Raw genomic sequence first — 18,285 nt, forward strand, 5'->3', positions numbered from 1 at the left:
GCCGGAAAACCATACGAAAAATGCAAAACAGGCTGGGCCATAACTACTGTGTTTACCTGAATGTCTAACAAAGCACTATCATTAGTGGATGAAATAGACGAAGACTCCTGCGGGAGAAAAAGCAACGGTGAGACCCCACAGGGCGGTAGCCCGAGGAGGCTCACCAGCTTCCCGCGGAAAGCGAAGTCTATTTCAGGAGCGACGGATTCCCCTCTTTTCATTTGTTCGGATAGTCATATAGAAAATACTTTTGACCCAGCTTCGATTTGTCTACGGTCTGAAGCGGCCTAGTGACAGGCCGCTTTGTTTTCGTTGTCCGCCAGAGGGAGGGTAATGTCGATAAATAGGTACGTGTCCTCACATACGGGGTAGGAGAAGGTTTGAATCATCTCGTTTGGGTCGTGATCGGTATAGGGCTCAGACAGTATGCCCCTTTGATTCAGCTCCATCTGAACGATGTTTTTCAGAAAATAGGGCCGCCAGCTCCAGTTTTTTTTCCGGTAATGGTGGAACACGGTCCATTCTCCGCGTGATTGGCGCTGATGATTACCGGAAAGCTGATAGCCAAGCCGGTTGCACACATAAGCGCGGAAGCAGTGGTCCGGAAGAGTGGAGCAAATGCTTTCCACATATTGATCATAATCGGCTGAGAAAGGGGTGGCTGGCAGCGTTTGCTCCAGGAGGTGATTCAGCTCTTCCTCAAAGGAATAATGCTTTTTTTGCCGGTCTATTTCCGCCTGAATCATTTTTTCCAGCTGGTTATGGAGGTTCTCAACAGAACTGACAGCTTCAATCAAAGTAGGCTGTGGCTTCGAAAAAAGAAATCCCTGATAGTATTGAGCGCCGTTTCTCCAGGCATTTTCGAGTAAATCAAGTGTTTCAATCCCTTCAAAAAGCAGCTGGGCGCCAAGTCGCTGGGAGAGAATGGAGAGGGCATGAAGAACGTCACGATGCGACTGGCTGTCGGCGCTTTTTTTGACCAGGTTTAAATCGACCTTCATTATATGCGGATGAAGCAGGGCGACGCGTTCGAGGTTGCTGAACCCTTTTCCTAAATCATCGACGGCGATTCTGCAACCAAGCTGGCGATATTTTTGTAAACGCTCTAAAAAAGCGGAAACATTCGCGGAAAAATCCGTTTCTGTGATTTCCAGCACAAACTGAAAAGGCTTGAATTCACGGTTGGTATCAAGCAGAGCGGTCAGCTGCCGATAGAAGAGCTCGTCCTCTTCTTCTGTGAAAATAGCGGAATCAAGATTGAAAAAGTAGGACTTGCGCAGGCCGGCATGATGATCGATCATTTTTAATGCTTTTGTCCGAATGTGACGGTCAACGCGCTGCTTCCTTTCCTTCTCCACCGTTGCCTGATGGAAGAATGGTCCGAGGCTGATAACATGATCTCCACTGCGGTAACGACCTAATATTTCATAGCCGACAATCGTCCGCTGATCGGCTCCGACAATCGGCTGAAAGTATGGAAGAATATGCTCTTCGTCATAGATATGTCGCGCTTCTGTCTTCATCGCTCTCCTCCTTGTTCGTTCTTTCTATCCAGATATCTTCATTTTATCAGGTTCGGGCAAAGAGAAGCGGAACTGTGTAGGATTACTTCACAAGGTTTCAGGTGGCTGACATTCATCAATTTTATGACAGTTTGCCAAGATGGCTATACAGGGTCAAATTGGGTCATTATAGTAGTAGGTGCGATGTAATTTATTAAGAGATTACAGTAAAATAAAGAAGCAGTGATGTGAGTGTTTGAAATCTGTCGCGAAAGACAGAAATGAAGAGAGGGTGTAACAGCATGGAATTTAATGATCAGTTTTTAAAGGCGTGTCGGGGAGAGGCTCATAGCCATGTGCCGGTCTGGTATATGAGGCAGGCGGGGCGTTCACAGCCAGAATATAGAGAGTTGAAGGAAAAGTATTCATTGTTTGAGATTACTCATCAGCCGGAACTATGTGCCTATGTCACAAAGCTTCCGGTCGACCAGTATCAAAATGATGCCGCCATATTGTATAAGGATATTATGACCCCGCTTCCGGCGATTGGAATTGATGTCGAGATCAAATCCGGCATTGGCCCGGTCATTGCCGATCCGGTGCGTTCGAGGCAGGATGTGGAACGGCTTGGTGAAATTACGCCCGAAGTCGATGTCCCGTATGTTCTGGAAACGATTAAGCTGCTTCGGACTCAATTAACGGTTCCGCTCATCAGTTTTGCTGGCGCGCCGTTTACACTGGCAAGCTATATTATTGAAGGTGGGCCTTCAAAAAACTACAATAAAACAAAAGCATTTATGTATGCCGAGCCTGAGGCCTGGTATTTATTAATGGACAAGCTGGCGGAGATGACGATTACATATGTGAAAGCTCAGGTTGCTGCCGGAGCCCAGGCGATTCAAATTTTTGATTCGTGGGTCGGGACGCTGAATGTCGCAGATTACCGTACGTTTGTAAAACCGGTGATGAATAAGATTTTTACAGCGCTCAAAGCAGAAAACATTCCTCTTATTATGTTTGGCGTCGGAGCAAGTCATCTGATCCATGAATGGAATGATCTCCCGCTCGATGTCATCGGTTTGGATTGGCGATTATCGGTGGCTGAAGCGCGCGAGGCCGGAGTGAAAAAGACGGTGCAGGGGAATCTCGATCCGGCGATTTTGCTTGCACCTTGGGAAGTGATTGAAGAAAGAACGAGAGCGATTCTGGATGAGGGAATGAAAAGCCCTAATTTCATTTTTAACCTTGGTCACGGTGTTTTTCCGGAAGTCCAGCCTGAGACACTAAAGCGCTTGACCGCGTTCGTTCATGATTATTCCGCTAGTAAAATGAAACGTTGAGGTGAACAAAAATGGCAAAGAAAAAAATAGGCCTGTTAATAATGGCCTATGGAACTCCGAGAACGAAGGAAGAAATCGAGCCTTACTATACGCATATTCGTCACGGGCGCAAGCCGTCGGCGGAAGCGGTGGCGGAGCTGACTGAGCGCTATGAAGCAATCGGCGGCATCAGCCCACTTGCAAAAATTACCGAAGATCAGGCGTTAAGCCTGGAAAAGTTCTTAAATGAAAACAGTGACGATATCGAATTTAAAGCCTATCTCGGCTTGAAGCATATTCAGCCGTTTATTGAAGATGCCGTTGCCGATATGAAAACGGATGGAATCGAGGAGGCGGTCAGCCTTGTTCTTGCTCCTCATTATTCGACGTTCAGTGTGAAGTCCTACAACAGCCGGGCTGAGCAGGAATCAGAGAGAATCGGCGGACCTCGAATCCGGACGATTGACAGCTGGTACAAAGAGCCGCTCTTTATTGAATACTGGGTGACGCAGCTGAAGCAGACGATGGAGCAAATCGCCGATCAGGAAAAAGCATGTGTCGTCTTCTCGGCCCACAGCCTACCGGAAAAAATTCTGGAAATGGGCGATCCATACCCTGAGCAGCTTCAGGAAACTGCCGATCTGATCGCAAAGGCAGCCGGAATCCGTCATTATACAATCGGCTGGCAAAGTGAAGGCAACACGCCAGACCCGTGGCTCGGACCGGATGTTCAGGATTTAACCCGTGAGCTGTATGGCAAAGACGGCTATACGTCAATTATTTATTGCCCGGTCGGTTTCGTCGCCGATCATTTAGAAGTGCTGTATGATAACGACTATGAGTGCAAGGTCGTATGTGACGATCTTGGTATCGATTATTTCCGTCCGGAAATGCCGAATGCCAAGCCGGAGTTCATTCGCTGTCTCGCAGCCGTTGTGAAGAAAAAGCTTGCAGAGAAAGAGTGAGAGCAGATGTCAAATGCCGAAAAACGAATCGCTGTCATTGGTGGTGGAATCACGGGACTTGCGGCAGCCTACCGGCTCGAGCAGGTGGAAGGAATCGAGTATCAGCTCTATGAAAAGACTGACCGCCTTGGAGGCAAAATTCAAACCGAGCTTGTCGATGGCTTTGTCATAGAGCGCGGTCCGGATTCCTTTCTCGCCCGGAAAGAAAGCATGTCGAGGCTGGCGCGTGAAGTTGGCATGGAAGGGGAGCTGCTTGCCAATGATACAGGACAGGCTTATGTGCTGAAGGGTGAGCAGCTCTACCCGATTCCAGGTGGCGCTGTGATGGGAATCCCGACAGAAATCAAGCCGTTTCTCAGCACACCTCTTTTTTCGGCTGCCGGTAAGCTGCGGGCGGCGCGCGATCTTTTCTTATCCCCGACGCTCAAGGCCAATGAGGATATTTCATTGGGCCATTTCTTCCGCCGGCGGCTTGGCGATGAAGTGGTTGATCATTTAGTAGAGCCACTTTTGTCGGGAATTTATGCCGGCGACTTAAACAAGCTGAGCCTGAAGGCGACCTTTCCGCATTTCCAGCAGCTTGAGCAGAAGCACGGCAGCCTGATTCGGGGAATAAAGGCGACAAGAGCGCCACAACCGAAGGCAATGGACAAAAAGTCCAAAGGGATGTTTCTCAGCTTCAGACAGGGGCTGGAGTCATTTGTTCATGCAATTGAACAACAGCTTACTCCAGCCGCTGTCCGCAAAAATGCCGATATAAGCTTTATCCGCAAAGAAGGGGAGCGCTACCTTATCGGGCTGGCAGATGGAACAATTGAATCATTTGATCATATTATTATGACGACTCCGCCGCATGTGACTGCCAGGCTGCTTTCAGCATACCCGTACTTTGATTACTTGCGGGAGATGGAGGCGACAACCGTGGCGACAGTGGCGCTCGCTTTTAAAGAAGAGGCAGTGAACAATCCCTATGAAGGAACGGGCTTCGTCGTCTCGAAAAAAAGCCCGTATACGATCACAGCATGTACATGGACCCATAAGAAGTGGCAGCATTCCGCCCCGCTGGGATACGCGCTTTTGCGTTCCTATGTCGGCCGGCCGGATGATTCTTCGATTGTGGAGCGAAGTGATGAGGAAATTGTCGAAACCGTCCTTCATGATCTGAAGCAGATTATGGAGATTGAAGGGCAGCCTGAATTTTTTCGAGTGACACGCTGGAGACAATCGATGCCGCAATATCATGTCGGTCACACATTTAAAATCGCTAAAATCAAAGAAGACGTCGCGCGAAACCTGCCTGGTCTCCACCTATGTGGAGCCGCTTTTGAAGGGGTTGGCCTGCCGGATTGCATTGATCAAGGAGAAGCCGCGGTCGCACGAATTGTTCAAAATTTGTAATCGATGTGAAAAGCAGCAAAATTCAGTGAAAACAGAAGATAGATGAAAATGAAAGACGCTTTCATATGGATTGTTATCGCTTTCTTGAAATAATGAAGACTTTGCCAAAAGATTACTCCAGTATGATAATAGAAGTATCTTAAGCAAAGGAAAGAAGGTTATTTCAGTGAAAAAGCTTTTCGCTACAATCAGAGATATTATTACCGAGTATAACGAGCTGCGTGCCCGCGTCGATAAAATGATGGAAAGATAATGACTTAATCTCAAAAGCCCTTCTCTGCCTGGTGGTGGAGGAGGGCTTTTTTATCATGCAGCAAGGTTGAGAATCTTAATCGAGCGGATCGACCTTTTTGCCGTATTTCAGCAGGTCATAAATCGCCATCGCATCACTCGGATGGTCATCGGAATACCTTGCCGGAAACAAAGAGAAAAAGACATAGTAAATCGAGAAATAGACGAAGTTATAAAAAAAGATATGTGGCGGGAGAATGTCGCTGTGAATCAGCCCATTCACGATGCAGATCGATATAATATTAAAAAGAGACCCGCCAAGAAAGATCATAATATGAGAGAAGGTTGTATCCTTTTTCAGCTTTTCATACTGGAAAAAGGAGTGCCAAAAATAGATCCGGCGAATCTCAAAACAGCCAATTTTACATAACCGTTTCCCTGCACCAAGAGAAAACTGCAATTTGCCGCCGAATAGCCAGACAAAAAAGACATGACCGGCTTGATGGATTAAGGAGATCAGCGGCAAAATCACGAGTAGCGAAACAAGAAAAATCGGAATATCCGCCAGTGTAAACATCTATTTTCCTCCTTTGCTACAATGAACTGTTATCTTCTATTGCCAACCGTATCCAAAAATAATCTTCTTTTTTTATGGAAAGTTGTAAAATTGAATGGTGTAAACAGAGGCGGACCGGCATGGAATGTGCCGGTCCGTTTAAAAGACTAAAAAATCGGTATTCATCCTAAAGCGATTGATTTATCCAGTGCCAGTATGTTTGGAGGTTAAAAGTTGGTAGAGAAACAATCCCTAATAGCAGAAGCTAGTGGAGAACAGTTTATACTAGCATCGATTAGTACACTTTCTGATATTAATTATCCTACTTTTGAGAGGAGGTTTAGACCTTAAGATGAACGGTAAAAGATGATAACGGTAAAAAATGATTATGAATGAAATAGGAGGAGAATGACACATGGATAACATAAAAGCAATACTGACTCAAAAAATAGGACTTGGAACAGCTCCACTTGGCAATATGTTTCGTGAAGTGCCGGAAGAAGAAGCACAAGCGACGATCGAAGCAGCCTGGAATGCAGGGATTCGTTATTATGACACAGCACCATTTTACGGGGCAGGATTGGCCGAGCTTCGCTTAGGTAAATTTCTTTCTAACAAAAACCGTGATGATTATGTATTAAGTACAAAAGTTGGTCGCGTCATTGAAGAGGAAACCGAGGAAAAAGAAGGACTTTTTGCGTACGGCCGAACCAATAAAGTTACGACAGACTACTCTGCAGAAGCGACCCATGCCTCTATCAACCAAAGCATGGAAAGACTACAAACCACTCGACTGGACTTTGTATTTGTGCACGACCTGTCACCTGATTTTCATGGAGACGAGTGGATCGCCAAATTTGAAGAAGCGCGAACAGGTGCCTTCCTTGTTCTTGATGACTTAAAGGAACAAGGCGTCATAAAAGGTTGGGGTCTCGGCGTAAACACAACAATACCAATTGAGCTTGCCCTTCAACTTGAAGAAGTACATCCCACTATTTGCTTACAAGCAACCCAATACACACTTCTTGATCATGAAGATACTCTTCGCAGAATGATGCCTGAAGTCGAGCAATCAAAATCAGCCATTGTTGTAGGTGCACCGTATAGCTCGGGAGCCCTACTTGGCGGAGATCACTATAACTACGGTGAGATCCCACCAGAAGTTCAAACGAAAATTAACAAATTAACAGAAGTAGCAGAGTCTCACGGCGTCAGCCTAAAAGCAGCAGCGCTACAGTTTTCAACTGCGCATCCAGCTGTAGCTGCGGTCATTCCTGGATCAACGAGACCTGATCGTATTGAGGAAGACCTCGAAGCCTTACGAGAGAAAATACCAGAAGCATTCTGGCAGGAATTAATTGAAAAACAACTCATTTCAGCGGTCGCACCTTTGCCGTTGTAAAGGACATTTTAATAAAGCCCAAGCTACTTCTAAAAGATGGGCACTGTAAGAGAGCGTTAAATAGTTTGTGTAAATGAATCCAAAGCACGAAAAAAGGAAGTCCTTTTCTAGTGGAATAAAGTCACATGATCTACTCACTGCCCGTCTAAGAAAAAAGCCGATAAAAAGGCGTTCTCCAAAAAATTTCGGAGAACGCCTTTGCTTTTTTATTCTGCTAAAATCGCATCAAGACGTGATGTGTCGACGAGTCCGTCTAAGTCAGGGTCCTGATCCATAAACTTTAATTCATAGGAAGCGTTCGCCCATTCCTGTAGGGCATCTGGATACGTTTCGGTCGTCACCTTCATCCGATTCCACGCTTTTTCAAGCACCGGCTCCGGAAGACGATTTTGCGTCAGGTCATACAAATGATCGTTAATGGTCGTCAACGTATCAGCGACATCCGCCTCTGTATAGTCGACTGCCTCCTTATGGCCGCGGAGGACAGCATCCACCGCTTCCGGATTTTCTTCGAGATATTGCTTTGACGTAACAACGACGACACTAGGCAATGTTTCGCCTAAGAAAACCTGATCCCATTCGGCGACGACATTGGCATTATGCTCTTCGACGAGGAATGTTCCCCATGGCTCAGGAGCGGCAGCCGCGTCAATTTGTCCTTGTTCAAACATCGCGACCATATTGGCTGGTGCAATACGGGACTGATGCTCGACCGTCCCGCCGACGCGATTTGACTCCAGTCCGAGTTCCTTCAGCATGATTTCAAGCTGAACATTGTGGGTGCAGCCGTTACCAGGTGTACAGAATGATTTACCGCCAAAATCTTCTAAAGTCTCAATCCCTGAGCCCTCGCGCGCCACGATCAATGTCGCTCCATTGGCCGCTGTCCCGAGGATGACGATGTCGCCCCCCGCAAGAAAATAGTTAATCGCTGGACCGGGACCTACATAGCCGATATCCAGGTTGCCTGTTTCCAGCGCTTCAATGAAATCATTTCCGTTTGGAAAATGAGTGTACTCCGCTTCTTTTTCACCGAGCTGCTGATCAAAAAAGCCTTTCTCTTTTCCGACAATTGCTGCGGCATGATCAAGATTAGGAAAATAACCAATTCTTACAGGACCGTCTTCGGACGAGGAACTGCCCGTGCCACCGGCTCCGCATGCTGTCAGTGCCGTCAGCAATATAGCAGCTCCGGTCATTTTTAACCATTTTTTCATATCTGTTTCTCCCCTTTGATTATGATTATGATTTGGCATATCCCCAGCGGGTGAGGACCTTTCGTTCAATTGGATTAAAAATAAAATATTCAACAATAAGACCGATAATTGCAATGATGATCATAATCGCAATGACAAGCTCCATATTGAAAAAGTCGCGCGCATCAAGCAATGTTCTGCCGAGCCCGCCGCGTCCGAGTAATTCCGCTGCCATTAACGCGCGCCAGCCAAATGCCCATGAGAGGCGGATTCCAGTAAGCGCGGATGGAATTGAAGCGGGAATCATCACTTTCCAAATTAATTCATAGCCTTTGTAGCCCATCGTCCGCGCGGCGCGGATCAGGAGCGGCTGGACGTTCTTGATGCCCATTCGGACATTCATCGTCATCGGCCAAGTGCCGCCAAGCACAATAACAAACAGGATCGCCCCGGTTCCGCCCTGGAACATGACGAGGGCGAGCGGCAGCCAGACGATACTCGGAACGGACTGCAAGGCAACGACAAGCGAGCCTAACGTTTCGTCAGCAAGCTTCGAGGTGGCGAGTACAATCCCTAAAATCGAACCGATGATGATGGCGAGTAAAAAGCCAAGTCCGATCCGGCCGATACTTGTCGTTAAGGCAGCCGTTAAAATCCCTGTCTCGAAAAATCCTTTATAAAGCTCAACAAAGGAAAGAAGAGGAGATGGGAACATCTGGGTGCCAAAGACGTCAAGTCTATATATGGTCTCCCATATTACGATGAGAGCTGTAAAGAAGAGTAGCCTTCTGACTACGGTAATCATCACCCATCTCCTCCTTCATTACTTTTTCAATCTCACCGGCCAACTGCTGGCTGATTTGTTCTTCGAGTGCAGCGAAGGCCGGATCTGATGATTTACGAGGACGGGCCATCGGCACATCGTAAATGTTGACAATGCCTCCGGGCCGGACTCCCATTAAGACGATTCTGTCAGAAAGCAGAATCGATTCACGAATGTTGTGGGTGACAAACAGAATTGTTTTGCCTGTCTGCTCCCAAATATATTGGACCTCTTTATGCAGCATCGAGCGCGTCTGTTCATCTAATGCACCAAATGGTTCATCCATCAGCAATACTTCCGGGTCCATCGCCAGAGCCCGCGCAATTGAAACACGCTGCTTCATTCCTCCGGAAAGCTCATGAGGGTAGGCGTCGACGAATTTGCTGAGATGAACGAGCTTTAAGTATTCGAGCGCTCTTGCCTTTGCTTCCTGTATGGAATATTGCTTTTTAATCGCAAAGATGACATTATCGAGAACCGACATCCACGGCATGAGAGCAGCCTCCTGAAAGACAACGCCACGATCAGCTCCGGGCTCTTTTACTTCGCGGTTCCCGACAAGAACTGTTCCCGTGCTCGCACTCTCTAACCCAGCTACGATATTAAGTAAAGTCGACTTTCCACATCCGGATGGTCCTAATAAGGAAACGAACTCACCGGATTTCACATGCAATTCTATATCCTCAAAAACGGTATAGGAGGTGTTCTCCTGTTTGTTTTCGAATGTTTTTCCAACTTGTTGAATTTGAATTTCAGACATCTTAGTCAGCCTCCCTCCCAGAAAGAAAATATTTTTATAAATCTTATAAAAATAGTCGGTTATTCATTTTAGTATATGTAGAGGGGCTGATGCTGTCAATTCTTTTTTCGAAAACAGCGCAGTATCCAGAGCAGCAGAATGAAAAGGACGGCAGACATTTTTATGCTGAAATACTCAGCAGGGAGGTAGGAATGAAAGCGGGAGGAGGGGAAAGGATCACGGGCAACTTTCTCAAAGCAACAAATATATGGTAAGATAGGCGTTGTAATGCACTTGATAGTGGGAAAAGAAATGGGCAAAGACAAGGAGAGCCGAAATGACGAATCATTTTGATATGGTAGAGGCGCTTCGTCATGCGCGTCACGACTGGTTGAATATTATGCAGCTCATTAAAGGAAATCTGGCGCTAAAACGCTATGATCGAATTGCTGACATTATTGACGAAGTGGCGCGACAGTCGAGTAGTGAAAGTGAAATTTCAAATATACAAGCCCCGAGTGTGTCCTATTTTTTGTTGACGTTTAATTGGTTCTGCCGCGAGATGAAATTAGAGATGGATGTGGCGGGAGATGTCTTTTCTTTGGCAAAGCAGGAGCAGGAGCTGTTACGCATCTGCAAGCAAATTATAGAACGCTTAGCTCGTGAAAGCACATTGGACACAGAAAACCATCTGCTATTGACTTTTTTATTTACCGATCAGCAGTGTGAGTTAACGTTTGATTATCAGGGAACATTACAGCAAGAAGGACAGTCTCTCGTGGAGTTTGCTGCTCAGGAGTCGGCTGTCGAACTCGTGGAAGTTAGTAAACAGGAATGTGTCCTACTAACTCGTTTTACAAGAAGCTGAGGTGAAGAAAGGTGTTTGTCGATAAAGTCAAGGTTTATGTAAAAGGTGGCGACGGAGGAAACGGGATGGTTGCGTTCCGTCGTGAAAAGTATGTGCCCGATGGAGGTCCGGCCGGCGGTGATGGCGGAAAAGGCGCAAGCGTCGTCTTTGAAGTGGAGGAAGGTCTGAGAACGCTAATGGACTTTCGTTATAAACGACATTTTAAAGCGGATCGGGGAGAGCACGGCCGCCCGAAAGGCCAGCATGGCAAAAATGCGGACGATATGGTGGTGAAGGTTCCTCCGGGAACGACGGTGGTTGATGAGCAAACTGGGCAGGTCATCGCCGATTTAACTGAACATGGTCAGCGCGCTGTTATCGCGAAAGGTGGCCGTGGCGGCCGTGGCAACATTCGCTTTGCGACGCCTGCCAATCCTGCTCCGGAAATCGCGGAAAATGGCGAGCCGGGAACGGAGCGCGAGGTCGTCCTTGAGCTGAAGGTGCTTGCCGATGTCGGGCTGGTCGGGTTTCCGAGCGTCGGCAAATCAACATTGCTCTCGGTCGTCTCGGCGGCCAAGCCGAAAATCGCCGATTATCATTTTACGACGATTACGCCTAACTTAGGTGTCGTTGAAACAGAGGATAACAGAAGCTTTGTCATGGCTGATTTGCCGGGATTAATCGAGGGGGCACATGAAGGCGTCGGGCTGGGACATCAGTTTTTACGTCATATCGAGCGGACCCGCGTCATCGTTCATGTGATTGACATGTCGGCACTTGAAGGGCGCGATCCTTACGAGGATTACGTGCTGATTAATGATGAATTGAAGCAATACAACTTACGTCTGCTGGAGCGGCCGCAGCTGATTGTCGCCAATAAAATGGACATGCCCGAGGCTGAAGAAAACCTCAAGCGCTTCAAGGAACAGCTTGAGGACGATCACCCTGTATTTCCGATTTCGGCCATTACGAGAGAGGGCGTACGTGAGCTTCTCTTAACGATCGCCGATAAAATTGAGCAGACGCCGGAATTTCCGCTTCATGAGGAAACAGAGCAATCAACCCGGGTCGTCTACAAGCACCAGAAAGAGGAAGCCCGCTTTGTGTTATCGCGTGATGATGATGGCGTCTTCGTCATTTCAGGGCCGGAAATCGAGCGCCTCTTCAAAATGACCGACTTCTCAAGAGACGAATCGGTCCGCCGCTTCGCCCGCCAAATGCGGCACATGGGGATCGACGAAGCACTCCGTCAACGCGGAGCCAAAGACGGCGACCTCGTCCGCATCCTAAAGTTCGAATTTGAATTTATAGACTAGACACGAACCCCCAGCCCGCCCTTGGCTGGGGGTTCGTGTCGTAGCGAAGAGCGGAGCCGCTGCAAGGCTTTGAAGTGCGCAAGGAGTGGGGTTCTCCTTGCGCACGGGCAGCGAGCGAAGCCGAAGCAGAGTCAGCCTGCCCTTGGCTGGGGGTTCGTGTCTGTCTCTTCGAGGAAGACAGCTTTTCATTAGTAAGAGACAAATTTAGGGAATGATGTTGTCAAAAGGGGTTGCGAATTCTATAATGAGAAGATAATGATCTACCTGAAAGAAGGTGAACCATGTTATGGCTTCGCGTAAATCATTTTATCTCGTGCGTGAGGATATGCTCACGGACGCCATGGAAAAAACACTGGAAGCGAAAGAACTGCTTCATTCCGGCAAAGTGAAAAAAATCAATGAGGCCGTACATAAGGTCGGGTTAAGCCGTAGCGCCTTTTATAAATACAAGGATGGAATTTTTCCTTTCCATACAATGGTAAGAGAAAAAATCATCACACTTTCGATTATTTTAGTTGATCGTTCTGGTTCATTGTCACAGCTGCTCGGGAAGGTTGCTGAAACAGGAGCAAACGTGTTAACGATTAACCAGACGATTCCACTGCAGGGACGCGCCCATATGACATTAACGATTGACACGGCTCCGATGAAGCTTGAATTTGATGAAGTAATGGAGTGGCTGGAAGGGCTTGAAGTAGTGGAAAAAGTCGAAATGGTAGGCTCGGGATCTTAGGGAGGAGAATGCAGCATGAAAATAAGTTACTTAGGACCAAAAGGAACATTTACAGAAATGGCAGCGAGAGGACTGTTTAACGAGCAGGAACTTGTTCCTTATCAAACGATTCCTTCCTGTATGGATGCCGTCGCCGCCGGAGAAGTCGATGCAGCGATCGTGCCGATTGAAAATGCAATTGAAGGATCTGTCAACATGACGCTCGATTATTTGATTCATAAACAGCGTCTGCCGATTATTGGCGGCGTTACGGTGCCGATCGCCCAACATTTACTCGTTCATCCGGAAAACAGGCGGCAGCCGATTGAGAAAATTGTTTCTCATCCGCACGCGATTGCCCAATGCCATGATTTCCTTCAAGCGGAGTTGAACGGCGCGGAGTGGGAATATATGAATTCAACTGGAGCGGCGGCTGAATTTGTCGCGAATCATCCGGAACAGAAAATTGCGGCGATCGCCAATGAACTGGCCGCTGAAGAATACAAGCTCGTGCCGTTGCATGAAAATATCCACGACTATTCCCATAACCGTACAAGCTTTGTCGTTCTGAGCAGAACGCTTGATATGCCGCACTTGCAAGAGCCGGAGCATATCGCTGATAAAACGAGTTTAATGGTGACACTGCCGTCTGATTTTTCCGGTGCGCTGCATCAAGTGCTGTCCGCTTTTGCGTGGCGCAAGCTGAATTTAACTAAAATTGAGTCGAGACCGACAAAAACAGGCTTAGGCAATTATTTCTTTTTAATTGATATCGATGGCCTGGCTGATGACGTGCTAATACCAGGAGCTGTTTCAGAGCTGGAAGCGCTAGGCTGCGGGGTCGATATTCTTGGCAGTTACTCGTGCTATCAATTAGTGCCACAGGCAGAAAAAATCCGCTGAAATCATGGAGAACAGGCGAGGAAATATGGAAGTAGCTTCTATGTTTGAGACAAGAGGGAAATCAACCTTTTGTCTTTTTTTATGTGGGAAATAGTGGTGCCGGCTTCGCATGTTAGGGGTGGCTGTCTGGAAGCGGGTTCTTTCAGACAGCCTTGCGAGTTTTTCTTAGTCATTTAAGATGAAGCCCCGCCGGTCAAGGGCGGCGATGGCGCTGTCCAATTGTTCTTCGGTTTGCGCCTCAATCTCATGCAGGTGGACACCATTGGTCAACTCGGATAGCAGGGCTGCTTTTGTCGATTGTAAATGAGTGCAAAACTGCTCAACATCATGGCGGCTCGATACCATTAAGGAAGCGGACAGCTCTCCGTAAAGGGCATGCTCGACGATCACCTGGCGCACGGTCACGCCGTGATCAACGAGGAGAAAAAGCTCTTCCTTCGTCTCCGCCGGCGTATGACGGCAGGCGATAATCCGGCTCGCTTTTGCCGGCCTTTCTGTCTGTACATACATATAGCCTTGGGCGGTCGCTAAAATAGGATGTTTTTTCGCTTTTAAGATCGATATATCCTGGACAATCACTTGCCGACTGACATTGGTCCGCCTTGCCAGCTCATTTCCTGTTAACGGCTTGCCGCTTGATCTAAGCCAGTCTATTAGCAGATTCCGACGTTCCTCGCCTAGTATTTTCTTGCCATTTGTCACATCTATCCATCCCCTTTATAGCTCAGCAAAATTTCTTTGATTGCTTCGATCAGCTGCATGACTTCCTGCTTCGTCGTGTGCTTGCCAAACGTTATTCTGACAAGCTCATGCGCTTCCTCCGCCGAACGGCCAATGCTGACCAGCGTCCGTGAGGGGGAGCTTTGTCCGGCCCGGCAGGCTGAACCGGTTGAGATCGCGAAGCCTTTGCGGTTGCATTCCAGCATCAGCAGCTGTCCTTCCATTCCTTTCGCCCGCAGCGCAATATGAAAAGGCAGCCGCACGGTCGGATGACCTTCAAAGCAGACATCAGGATGGTCGGCAAATGCCTTTACAAATTCATTCCGATATTGCGCAAGCCGGCTCATTTCCGCGTGGGCATTCGCGCTCAGCTCTTCTATCGCCGCGGCAAACGCCGCAATCGCCGGAACATCGACCGTGCCGGCCCGAAAGCCATTTTCATGAGTCGTCCCGTGGAAAAATGGAGCCCAGCCTACGGCATGCTGTAAATAAGCGGCGCCAACTCCTTTTGGTCCGTAGCATTTATGCGCAGAAAAGCTGGCGCTTGTCAGTACATCGAGCGGAATCGGCAGCTTACCGAAGGTTTGCACGCAATCACTATGAAACAGTATAGCATGCTCGGCGAGAATCTTTCCAAGGGCAGCGAGATCCTGTATGGTGCCAATTTCACTATTTGCATGACCGATCGTCACGAGAATGGTATCTTCATCGATGGCCGAGCGCAGCGCTTCTTCTGTTACTTGTCCATATTGATTGACGGGAAGATACCGAATGTGAAACCCTTCGCGCTCGTGAAGGAAGGCAAGAGCCTGATGAACGGAATGATGCTCGCCTTCTGTCGTCAAAATCGTCTTGCCTTTCACTTTATGTGCAATGGCCAGTCCGGTTAGCGCCAAAAATGTCGCTTCGGAGCCCGAACCGGTAAAATAAATGTCGTCCGGGCGTGCGGGTGGCAGGCTTGCCGCAATCGTCCGCCGGCTAATGGCTAAAATGTCCTCCGCCTCCTGGCCAAGTGTGTGCAGGCTTTGGCTGTTGGCGTAATACTGCTTCGCGATATGCTGATAGGTGTCCAACGCATGGTCGGACATCGGGGTCGTGGCGCTGTAATCAAAATAAAGCATAATCGGCTCCTTTTCATCCTCAAATTACGTGCGCTTTCGAAAAATCTCTTGTCACAATTCTTATTTTATGTAAAGATAAGTGACAAGACAACTGTAAATTACATGGAGGAATGATCATGGCTGATAAGGCGGTAGACGTGGTTATCATTGGTAGCGGCATTGCCGGATTAATGGCTGCCCATCTTTTAGCTGATCACTTGAATGTGATGATTATCACAAAGTCAAATTTGGCACAGAGCAATTCCAGCCTTGCACAGGGAGGGATGGCCGCTGCGATCAATCCGCCTGATAGCTGGGGCAGCCATTATGCCGACACGCTTGAGGCGGGTCATCACCATCATCATTTGGATCATCTTGAACTGCTGGTGAAGCGGGCGCCGCTCATTGTAAAAAAGCTTGAAGAACTCGGAGTGGAGTTTGACCGCGATCAACATGGCCGGCTGAAGCTTGGGATGGAAGGGGCGCACAGTCATCGCCGGATTGTCCATGCTGAGGGCGATCAGACCGGCCGGGCGATAACCGCCGCTCTCATTCGCCAGGTCCATCACCGTTTACAGGTGCTGGAGCAGACGATGGTCCAAAGCCTCTTGCTCACCGATGCCGGGGTAGCTGGCGTCGAAACAGACCGGGGCACAGTTCGCGCTCGGGCGACGATTCTCGCCACGGGAGGAGCCGGGCAGCTTTATCGGTATACATCCAATGTACCTGAAGCGACCGGCGATGGACTCGCGCTTGCTTATCGGGCGGGAGCACGGCTGATTGATATGGAATTTGTCCAATTTCATCCGACATTGCTTGTCCGTGATCAGCAAACGTACGGATTGATCAGCGAGGCCGTGCGCGGCGAAGGAGCGTTCCTTGTCAATCGAAATGGAGAGCGGCTGATGGCCTGGCATCCACTTAAAGACCTTGCCCCGCGTGACGTCGTTAGCCGGTCGATTGAGCAGGCTCTGCAATGCGAAGAGGCGATTTTTCTCGACTGCCGCGCTGTCGAAAATTTCGCCCAGCGTTTTCCGGGTTTGATGAAGCGCTGTCAACAGGCGCAGATCGACGAAAACCAGCCGCTGCTGCCGGTCGCCCCTGGTGCACATTTTTTTAGTGGCGGGATTGAAACGAATGCCATCGGTCAAACTTCGCTTCCAGGCTTATATGCGATTGGGGAGGTTGCCTGTACCGGCGTTCACGGCGCGAACAGGCTGGCGAGCAATTCGCTGCTTGAAGGGCTTGTCTTTGCCGAGCAGGTCGCCACCTATTTACGTGATGTTCCGCTGTTTGACGGGGGAGAATCACCGCTCGAGGAGGAGAGACCTGTTGCAGGCGGATGTCCGCCAACGAAAGCAGCGATTCAGTCCAAGATGACCGCTTATGTCGGAATGAACCGGGACGAATCCGGCTTACAGGAAATGAAGCGCTGGCTCGAACCGTATATGATGGGAGCGCTTTATCCAAGGGGAAGCACGTCACACGAGGAACTGGAACGAAGGAATATGGTGCTCGTTGCCTGGATGATTACCGAAGCTGCTCTGCTGAGGAAAGAAAGCAGAGGCGGTCACTATCGCAGTGACCATCCGGAAAAAGATGAAAGAGAATGGGCCGGGACGACAGTTGCCATTTCACAGGTGGAAGGCATCATAAAAGAAGAAAAAGCAAATCGGAGAATAATGCCGCTGCGGCGCTAAGGAGAGGAAGAACATGAATAAGCTGGCAATTAAGGAACGACTGCAACTTTTTCTGATGGAGGATATCGGCGAGGGGGATCTGACGAGTCAAACCGTGATTGCCCCAGGCAAAAGAGGAAAAGGAAATATGGTCGCAAAAGAAGCTGGTGTGATGGCCGGCGGTGAAATTGTCCGGCTTGGCTATCAATGTGTCGATGAAGAGGTGGAAGTCACGCTTCATGTCGCTGATGGAGAACATTTTCAGGCCGGAGATATTTTAGTAAGTGCGAAAGGGGCTTATCTTTCGCTGCTGGCCGGTGAGCGGGTATTGCTGAATATTTTTCAGCGGATGTGCGGGATTGCGACGATGGCCAGAAACGCGGTTCTACGTCTAGATGATCCAACGATCCGCATTTGTGATACACGGAAAACGACGCCAGGCTTACGCATTTTTGAAAAATATGCCGTGCGCTGTGGAGGCGGATTTAATCACCGCTTTGGCTTAAGCGACGCCATTTTATTAAAAGAAAATCATTTACTGGCCGGCGGCGGAATTACGAAGACGCTTCAGGCCGTTAAAGAAAAAGTAGGTCATATGGTCAAAGTCGAAGTGGAGACGACGAACGAGGAAGAAGTGCTTGAAGCGGTCGAAGCCGGAGCTGACGTCATCATGTTCGATAATGCGACACCGGAAGAAATCGCGGCTTATGTTAAGCTCGTCCCTTCCGTGATAAAGACCGAAGCATCCGGCAATATTTCCTTGGAGACGATTGCTTCCTATCGCGGCTGTGGTGTTGACTATCTTTCACTCGGCTGTTTAACGCATTCCGTCAAAGCCAAAGACATTAGTTTTTTACTCGAAGCGGAGGGAGAATAA

General features: G+C 48.5%; 17 protein-coding genes. 10 read left to right on the forward strand and 7 right to left on the reverse strand.

Features of this window, described 5'->3' with window-relative positions:
* Positions 1 to 287: 287 nt before the first annotated feature.
* Positions 288 to 1,523 (reverse strand): EAL domain-containing protein, encoded by a 1,236-nt coding sequence (locus M3212_RS17925; RefSeq protein ID WP_251195342.1) that lies wholly within the window; start codon positions 1,521 to 1,523, stop codon positions 288 to 290.
* 281 nt (positions 1,524 to 1,804) lie between these two features.
* On the opposite strand from M3212_RS17925, the gene hemE reads away from it, so the two are divergent.
* Genes hemE through hemY form a run of 3 tightly spaced genes read left to right on the forward strand, consistent with a single transcriptional unit; the run spans position 1,805 to position 5,184 of the window.
* Entirely contained in the window at positions 1,805 to 2,842 is a 1,038-nt protein-coding gene (gene hemE, locus M3212_RS17930; RefSeq protein ID WP_251195343.1) for a uroporphyrinogen decarboxylase, read from the forward strand.
* An 11-nt stretch (positions 2,843 to 2,853) separates the two neighbouring features.
* Positions 2,854 to 3,786, forward strand: coding sequence for a ferrochelatase (gene hemH / locus M3212_RS17935; RefSeq protein ID WP_251195344.1), 933 nt, complete (start codon positions 2,854 to 2,856; stop codon positions 3,784 to 3,786).
* A gap of 6 nt (positions 3,787 to 3,792) precedes the next feature.
* Entirely contained in the window at positions 3,793 to 5,184 is a 1,392-nt protein-coding gene (gene hemY, locus M3212_RS17940) for a protoporphyrinogen oxidase (RefSeq protein WP_251195345.1), read from the forward strand.
* 328 nt (positions 5,185 to 5,512) lie between these two features.
* On the opposite strand, the gene M3212_RS17945 is transcribed toward hemY, so the two are convergent.
* The gene (locus M3212_RS17945) at positions 5,513 to 5,992 is read right to left on the reverse strand and encodes a hypothetical protein (protein WP_251195346.1); all 480 of its coding nucleotides are present in this window, start codon (positions 5,990 to 5,992) and stop codon (positions 5,513 to 5,515) included.
* 394 nt (positions 5,993 to 6,386) lie between these two features.
* Between M3212_RS17945 and M3212_RS17950 the strand changes: the two genes are divergently transcribed.
* The gene (locus tag M3212_RS17950; RefSeq protein WP_251195347.1) at positions 6,387 to 7,373 is read left to right on the forward strand and encodes an aldo/keto reductase; all 987 of its coding nucleotides are present in this window, start codon (positions 6,387 to 6,389) and stop codon (positions 7,371 to 7,373) included.
* Between the two features lie 206 nt (positions 7,374 to 7,579).
* Here M3212_RS17950 and M3212_RS17955 read toward each other — a convergent pair whose 3' ends face one another.
* Genes M3212_RS17955 through M3212_RS17965 form a run of 3 tightly spaced genes read right to left on the reverse strand, consistent with a single transcriptional unit; the run spans position 7,580 to position 10,152 of the window.
* Positions 7,580 to 8,590 carry an aliphatic sulfonate ABC transporter substrate-binding protein gene (locus M3212_RS17955; protein ID WP_251195348.1) on the reverse strand — a complete coding sequence of 337 codons (1,011 nt, stop codon included), beginning with the start codon at positions 8,588 to 8,590 and terminating at the stop codon, positions 7,580 to 7,582.
* Positions 8,591 to 8,615: 25 nt separating this feature from the next.
* A complete protein-coding gene (locus M3212_RS17960) occupies positions 8,616 to 9,374 on the reverse strand; it encodes an ABC transporter permease (RefSeq protein ID WP_251195349.1) in 759 nt (252 codons plus the stop codon).
* Complete coding sequence (locus M3212_RS17965; RefSeq protein ID WP_251195350.1) at positions 9,307 to 10,152, reverse strand: ABC transporter ATP-binding protein; 846 nt, start codon at positions 10,150 to 10,152, stop codon at positions 9,307 to 9,309. Before M3212_RS17965 ends, M3212_RS17960 begins: the two co-directional genes overlap by 68 nt.
* 316 nt (positions 10,153 to 10,468) lie before the next feature.
* On the opposite strand from M3212_RS17965, the gene M3212_RS17970 reads away from it, so the two are divergent.
* The 4 genes from M3212_RS17970 (at position 10,469) to pheA (ending at position 13,909) form a co-directional block, all read left to right on the forward strand.
* Positions 10,469 to 10,999: a Spo0B C-terminal domain-containing protein gene (locus tag M3212_RS17970; RefSeq protein ID WP_251195351.1), complete on the forward strand. Its 531-nt coding sequence runs from the start codon at positions 10,469 to 10,471 to the stop codon at positions 10,997 to 10,999.
* Between the two features lie 11 nt (positions 11,000 to 11,010).
* Positions 11,011 to 12,294, forward strand: a complete 1,284-nt coding sequence (gene obgE, locus M3212_RS17975) for a GTPase ObgE (protein ID WP_251195352.1) — start codon at positions 11,011 to 11,013, stop codon at positions 12,292 to 12,294.
* A 286-nt stretch (positions 12,295 to 12,580) separates the two neighbouring features.
* Positions 12,581 to 13,027, forward strand: a complete 447-nt coding sequence (locus tag M3212_RS17980) for an ACT domain-containing protein (RefSeq protein WP_251195353.1) — start codon at positions 12,581 to 12,583, stop codon at positions 13,025 to 13,027.
* A gap of 15 nt (positions 13,028 to 13,042) precedes the next feature.
* Positions 13,043 to 13,909, forward strand: a complete 867-nt coding sequence (gene pheA / locus M3212_RS17985; RefSeq protein WP_251195354.1) for a prephenate dehydratase — start codon at positions 13,043 to 13,045, stop codon at positions 13,907 to 13,909.
* A gap of 165 nt (positions 13,910 to 14,074) precedes the next feature.
* Here the strand turns inward: pheA and M3212_RS17990 are convergent, their stop codons facing one another.
* Complete coding sequence (locus M3212_RS17990; RefSeq protein ID WP_251195355.1) at positions 14,075 to 14,611, reverse strand: transcription repressor NadR; 537 nt, start codon at positions 14,609 to 14,611, stop codon at positions 14,075 to 14,077.
* A 2-nt stretch (positions 14,612 to 14,613) separates the two neighbouring features.
* Positions 14,614 to 15,750: an IscS subfamily cysteine desulfurase gene (locus tag M3212_RS17995; protein ID WP_251195356.1), complete on the reverse strand. Its 1,137-nt coding sequence runs from the start codon at positions 15,748 to 15,750 to the stop codon at positions 14,614 to 14,616.
* A 116-nt stretch (positions 15,751 to 15,866) separates the two neighbouring features.
* Here M3212_RS17995 and nadB point away from each other — a divergent pair, with 116 nt between their 5' ends.
* Both nadB and nadC read left to right on the forward strand, forming a co-directional pair.
* A complete protein-coding gene (gene nadB, locus M3212_RS18000) occupies positions 15,867 to 17,429 on the forward strand; it encodes an L-aspartate oxidase (RefSeq protein ID WP_251195357.1) in 1,563 nt (520 codons plus the stop codon).
* 13 nt (positions 17,430 to 17,442) lie between these two features.
* Positions 17,443 to 18,285, forward strand: a complete 843-nt coding sequence (gene nadC, locus M3212_RS18005) for a carboxylating nicotinate-nucleotide diphosphorylase (RefSeq protein ID WP_251195358.1) — start codon at positions 17,443 to 17,445, stop codon at positions 18,283 to 18,285.

Source organism: Halalkalibacter oceani (assembly GCF_023715705.1).
GTDB classification, from domain to species: domain Bacteria; phylum Bacillota; class Bacilli; order Bacillales; family Bacillaceae_D; genus Halalkalibacter; species Halalkalibacter oceani_A.

Bases quoted from the DNA above. Each gene is read 5' to 3' on its own strand.
- M3212_RS17965 (WP_251195350.1), bottom strand. From the start codon at position 10,152: ATGTCTGAAATTCAAATTCAACAAGTTGGAAAAACATTCGAAAACAAA.
- M3212_RS17925 (WP_251195342.1), bottom strand. From the start codon at position 1,523: ATGAAGACAGAAGCGCGACATATCTATGACGAAGAGCATATTCTTCCA.
- nadC (WP_251195358.1), top strand. From the start codon at position 17,443: ATGAATAAGCTGGCAATTAAGGAACGACTGCAACTTTTTCTGATGGAG.
- hemY (WP_251195345.1), top strand. From the start codon at position 3,793: ATGTCAAATGCCGAAAAACGAATCGCTGTCATTGGTGGTGGAATCACG.
- M3212_RS17950 (WP_251195347.1), top strand. From the start codon at position 6,387: ATGGATAACATAAAAGCAATACTGACTCAAAAAATAGGACTTGGAACA.
- nadB (WP_251195357.1), top strand. From the start codon at position 15,867: ATGGCTGATAAGGCGGTAGACGTGGTTATCATTGGTAGCGGCATTGCC.
- M3212_RS17970 (WP_251195351.1), top strand. From the start codon at position 10,469: ATGACGAATCATTTTGATATGGTAGAGGCGCTTCGTCATGCGCGTCAC.
- hemE (WP_251195343.1), top strand. From the start codon at position 1,805: ATGGAATTTAATGATCAGTTTTTAAAGGCGTGTCGGGGAGAGGCTCAT.
- M3212_RS17955 (WP_251195348.1), bottom strand. From the start codon at position 8,590: ATGAAAAAATGGTTAAAAATGACCGGAGCTGCTATATTGCTGACGGCA.
- M3212_RS17980 (WP_251195353.1), top strand. From the start codon at position 12,581: ATGGCTTCGCGTAAATCATTTTATCTCGTGCGTGAGGATATGCTCACG.
- hemH (WP_251195344.1), top strand. From the start codon at position 2,854: ATGGCAAAGAAAAAAATAGGCCTGTTAATAATGGCCTATGGAACTCCG.
- M3212_RS17995 (WP_251195356.1), bottom strand. From the start codon at position 15,750: ATGCTTTATTTTGATTACAGCGCCACGACCCCGATGTCCGACCATGCG.
- M3212_RS17945 (WP_251195346.1), bottom strand. From the start codon at position 5,992: ATGTTTACACTGGCGGATATTCCGATTTTTCTTGTTTCGCTACTCGTG.
- M3212_RS17960 (WP_251195349.1), bottom strand. From the start codon at position 9,374: ATGATTACCGTAGTCAGAAGGCTACTCTTCTTTACAGCTCTCATCGTA.
- pheA (WP_251195354.1), top strand. From the start codon at position 13,043: ATGAAAATAAGTTACTTAGGACCAAAAGGAACATTTACAGAAATGGCA.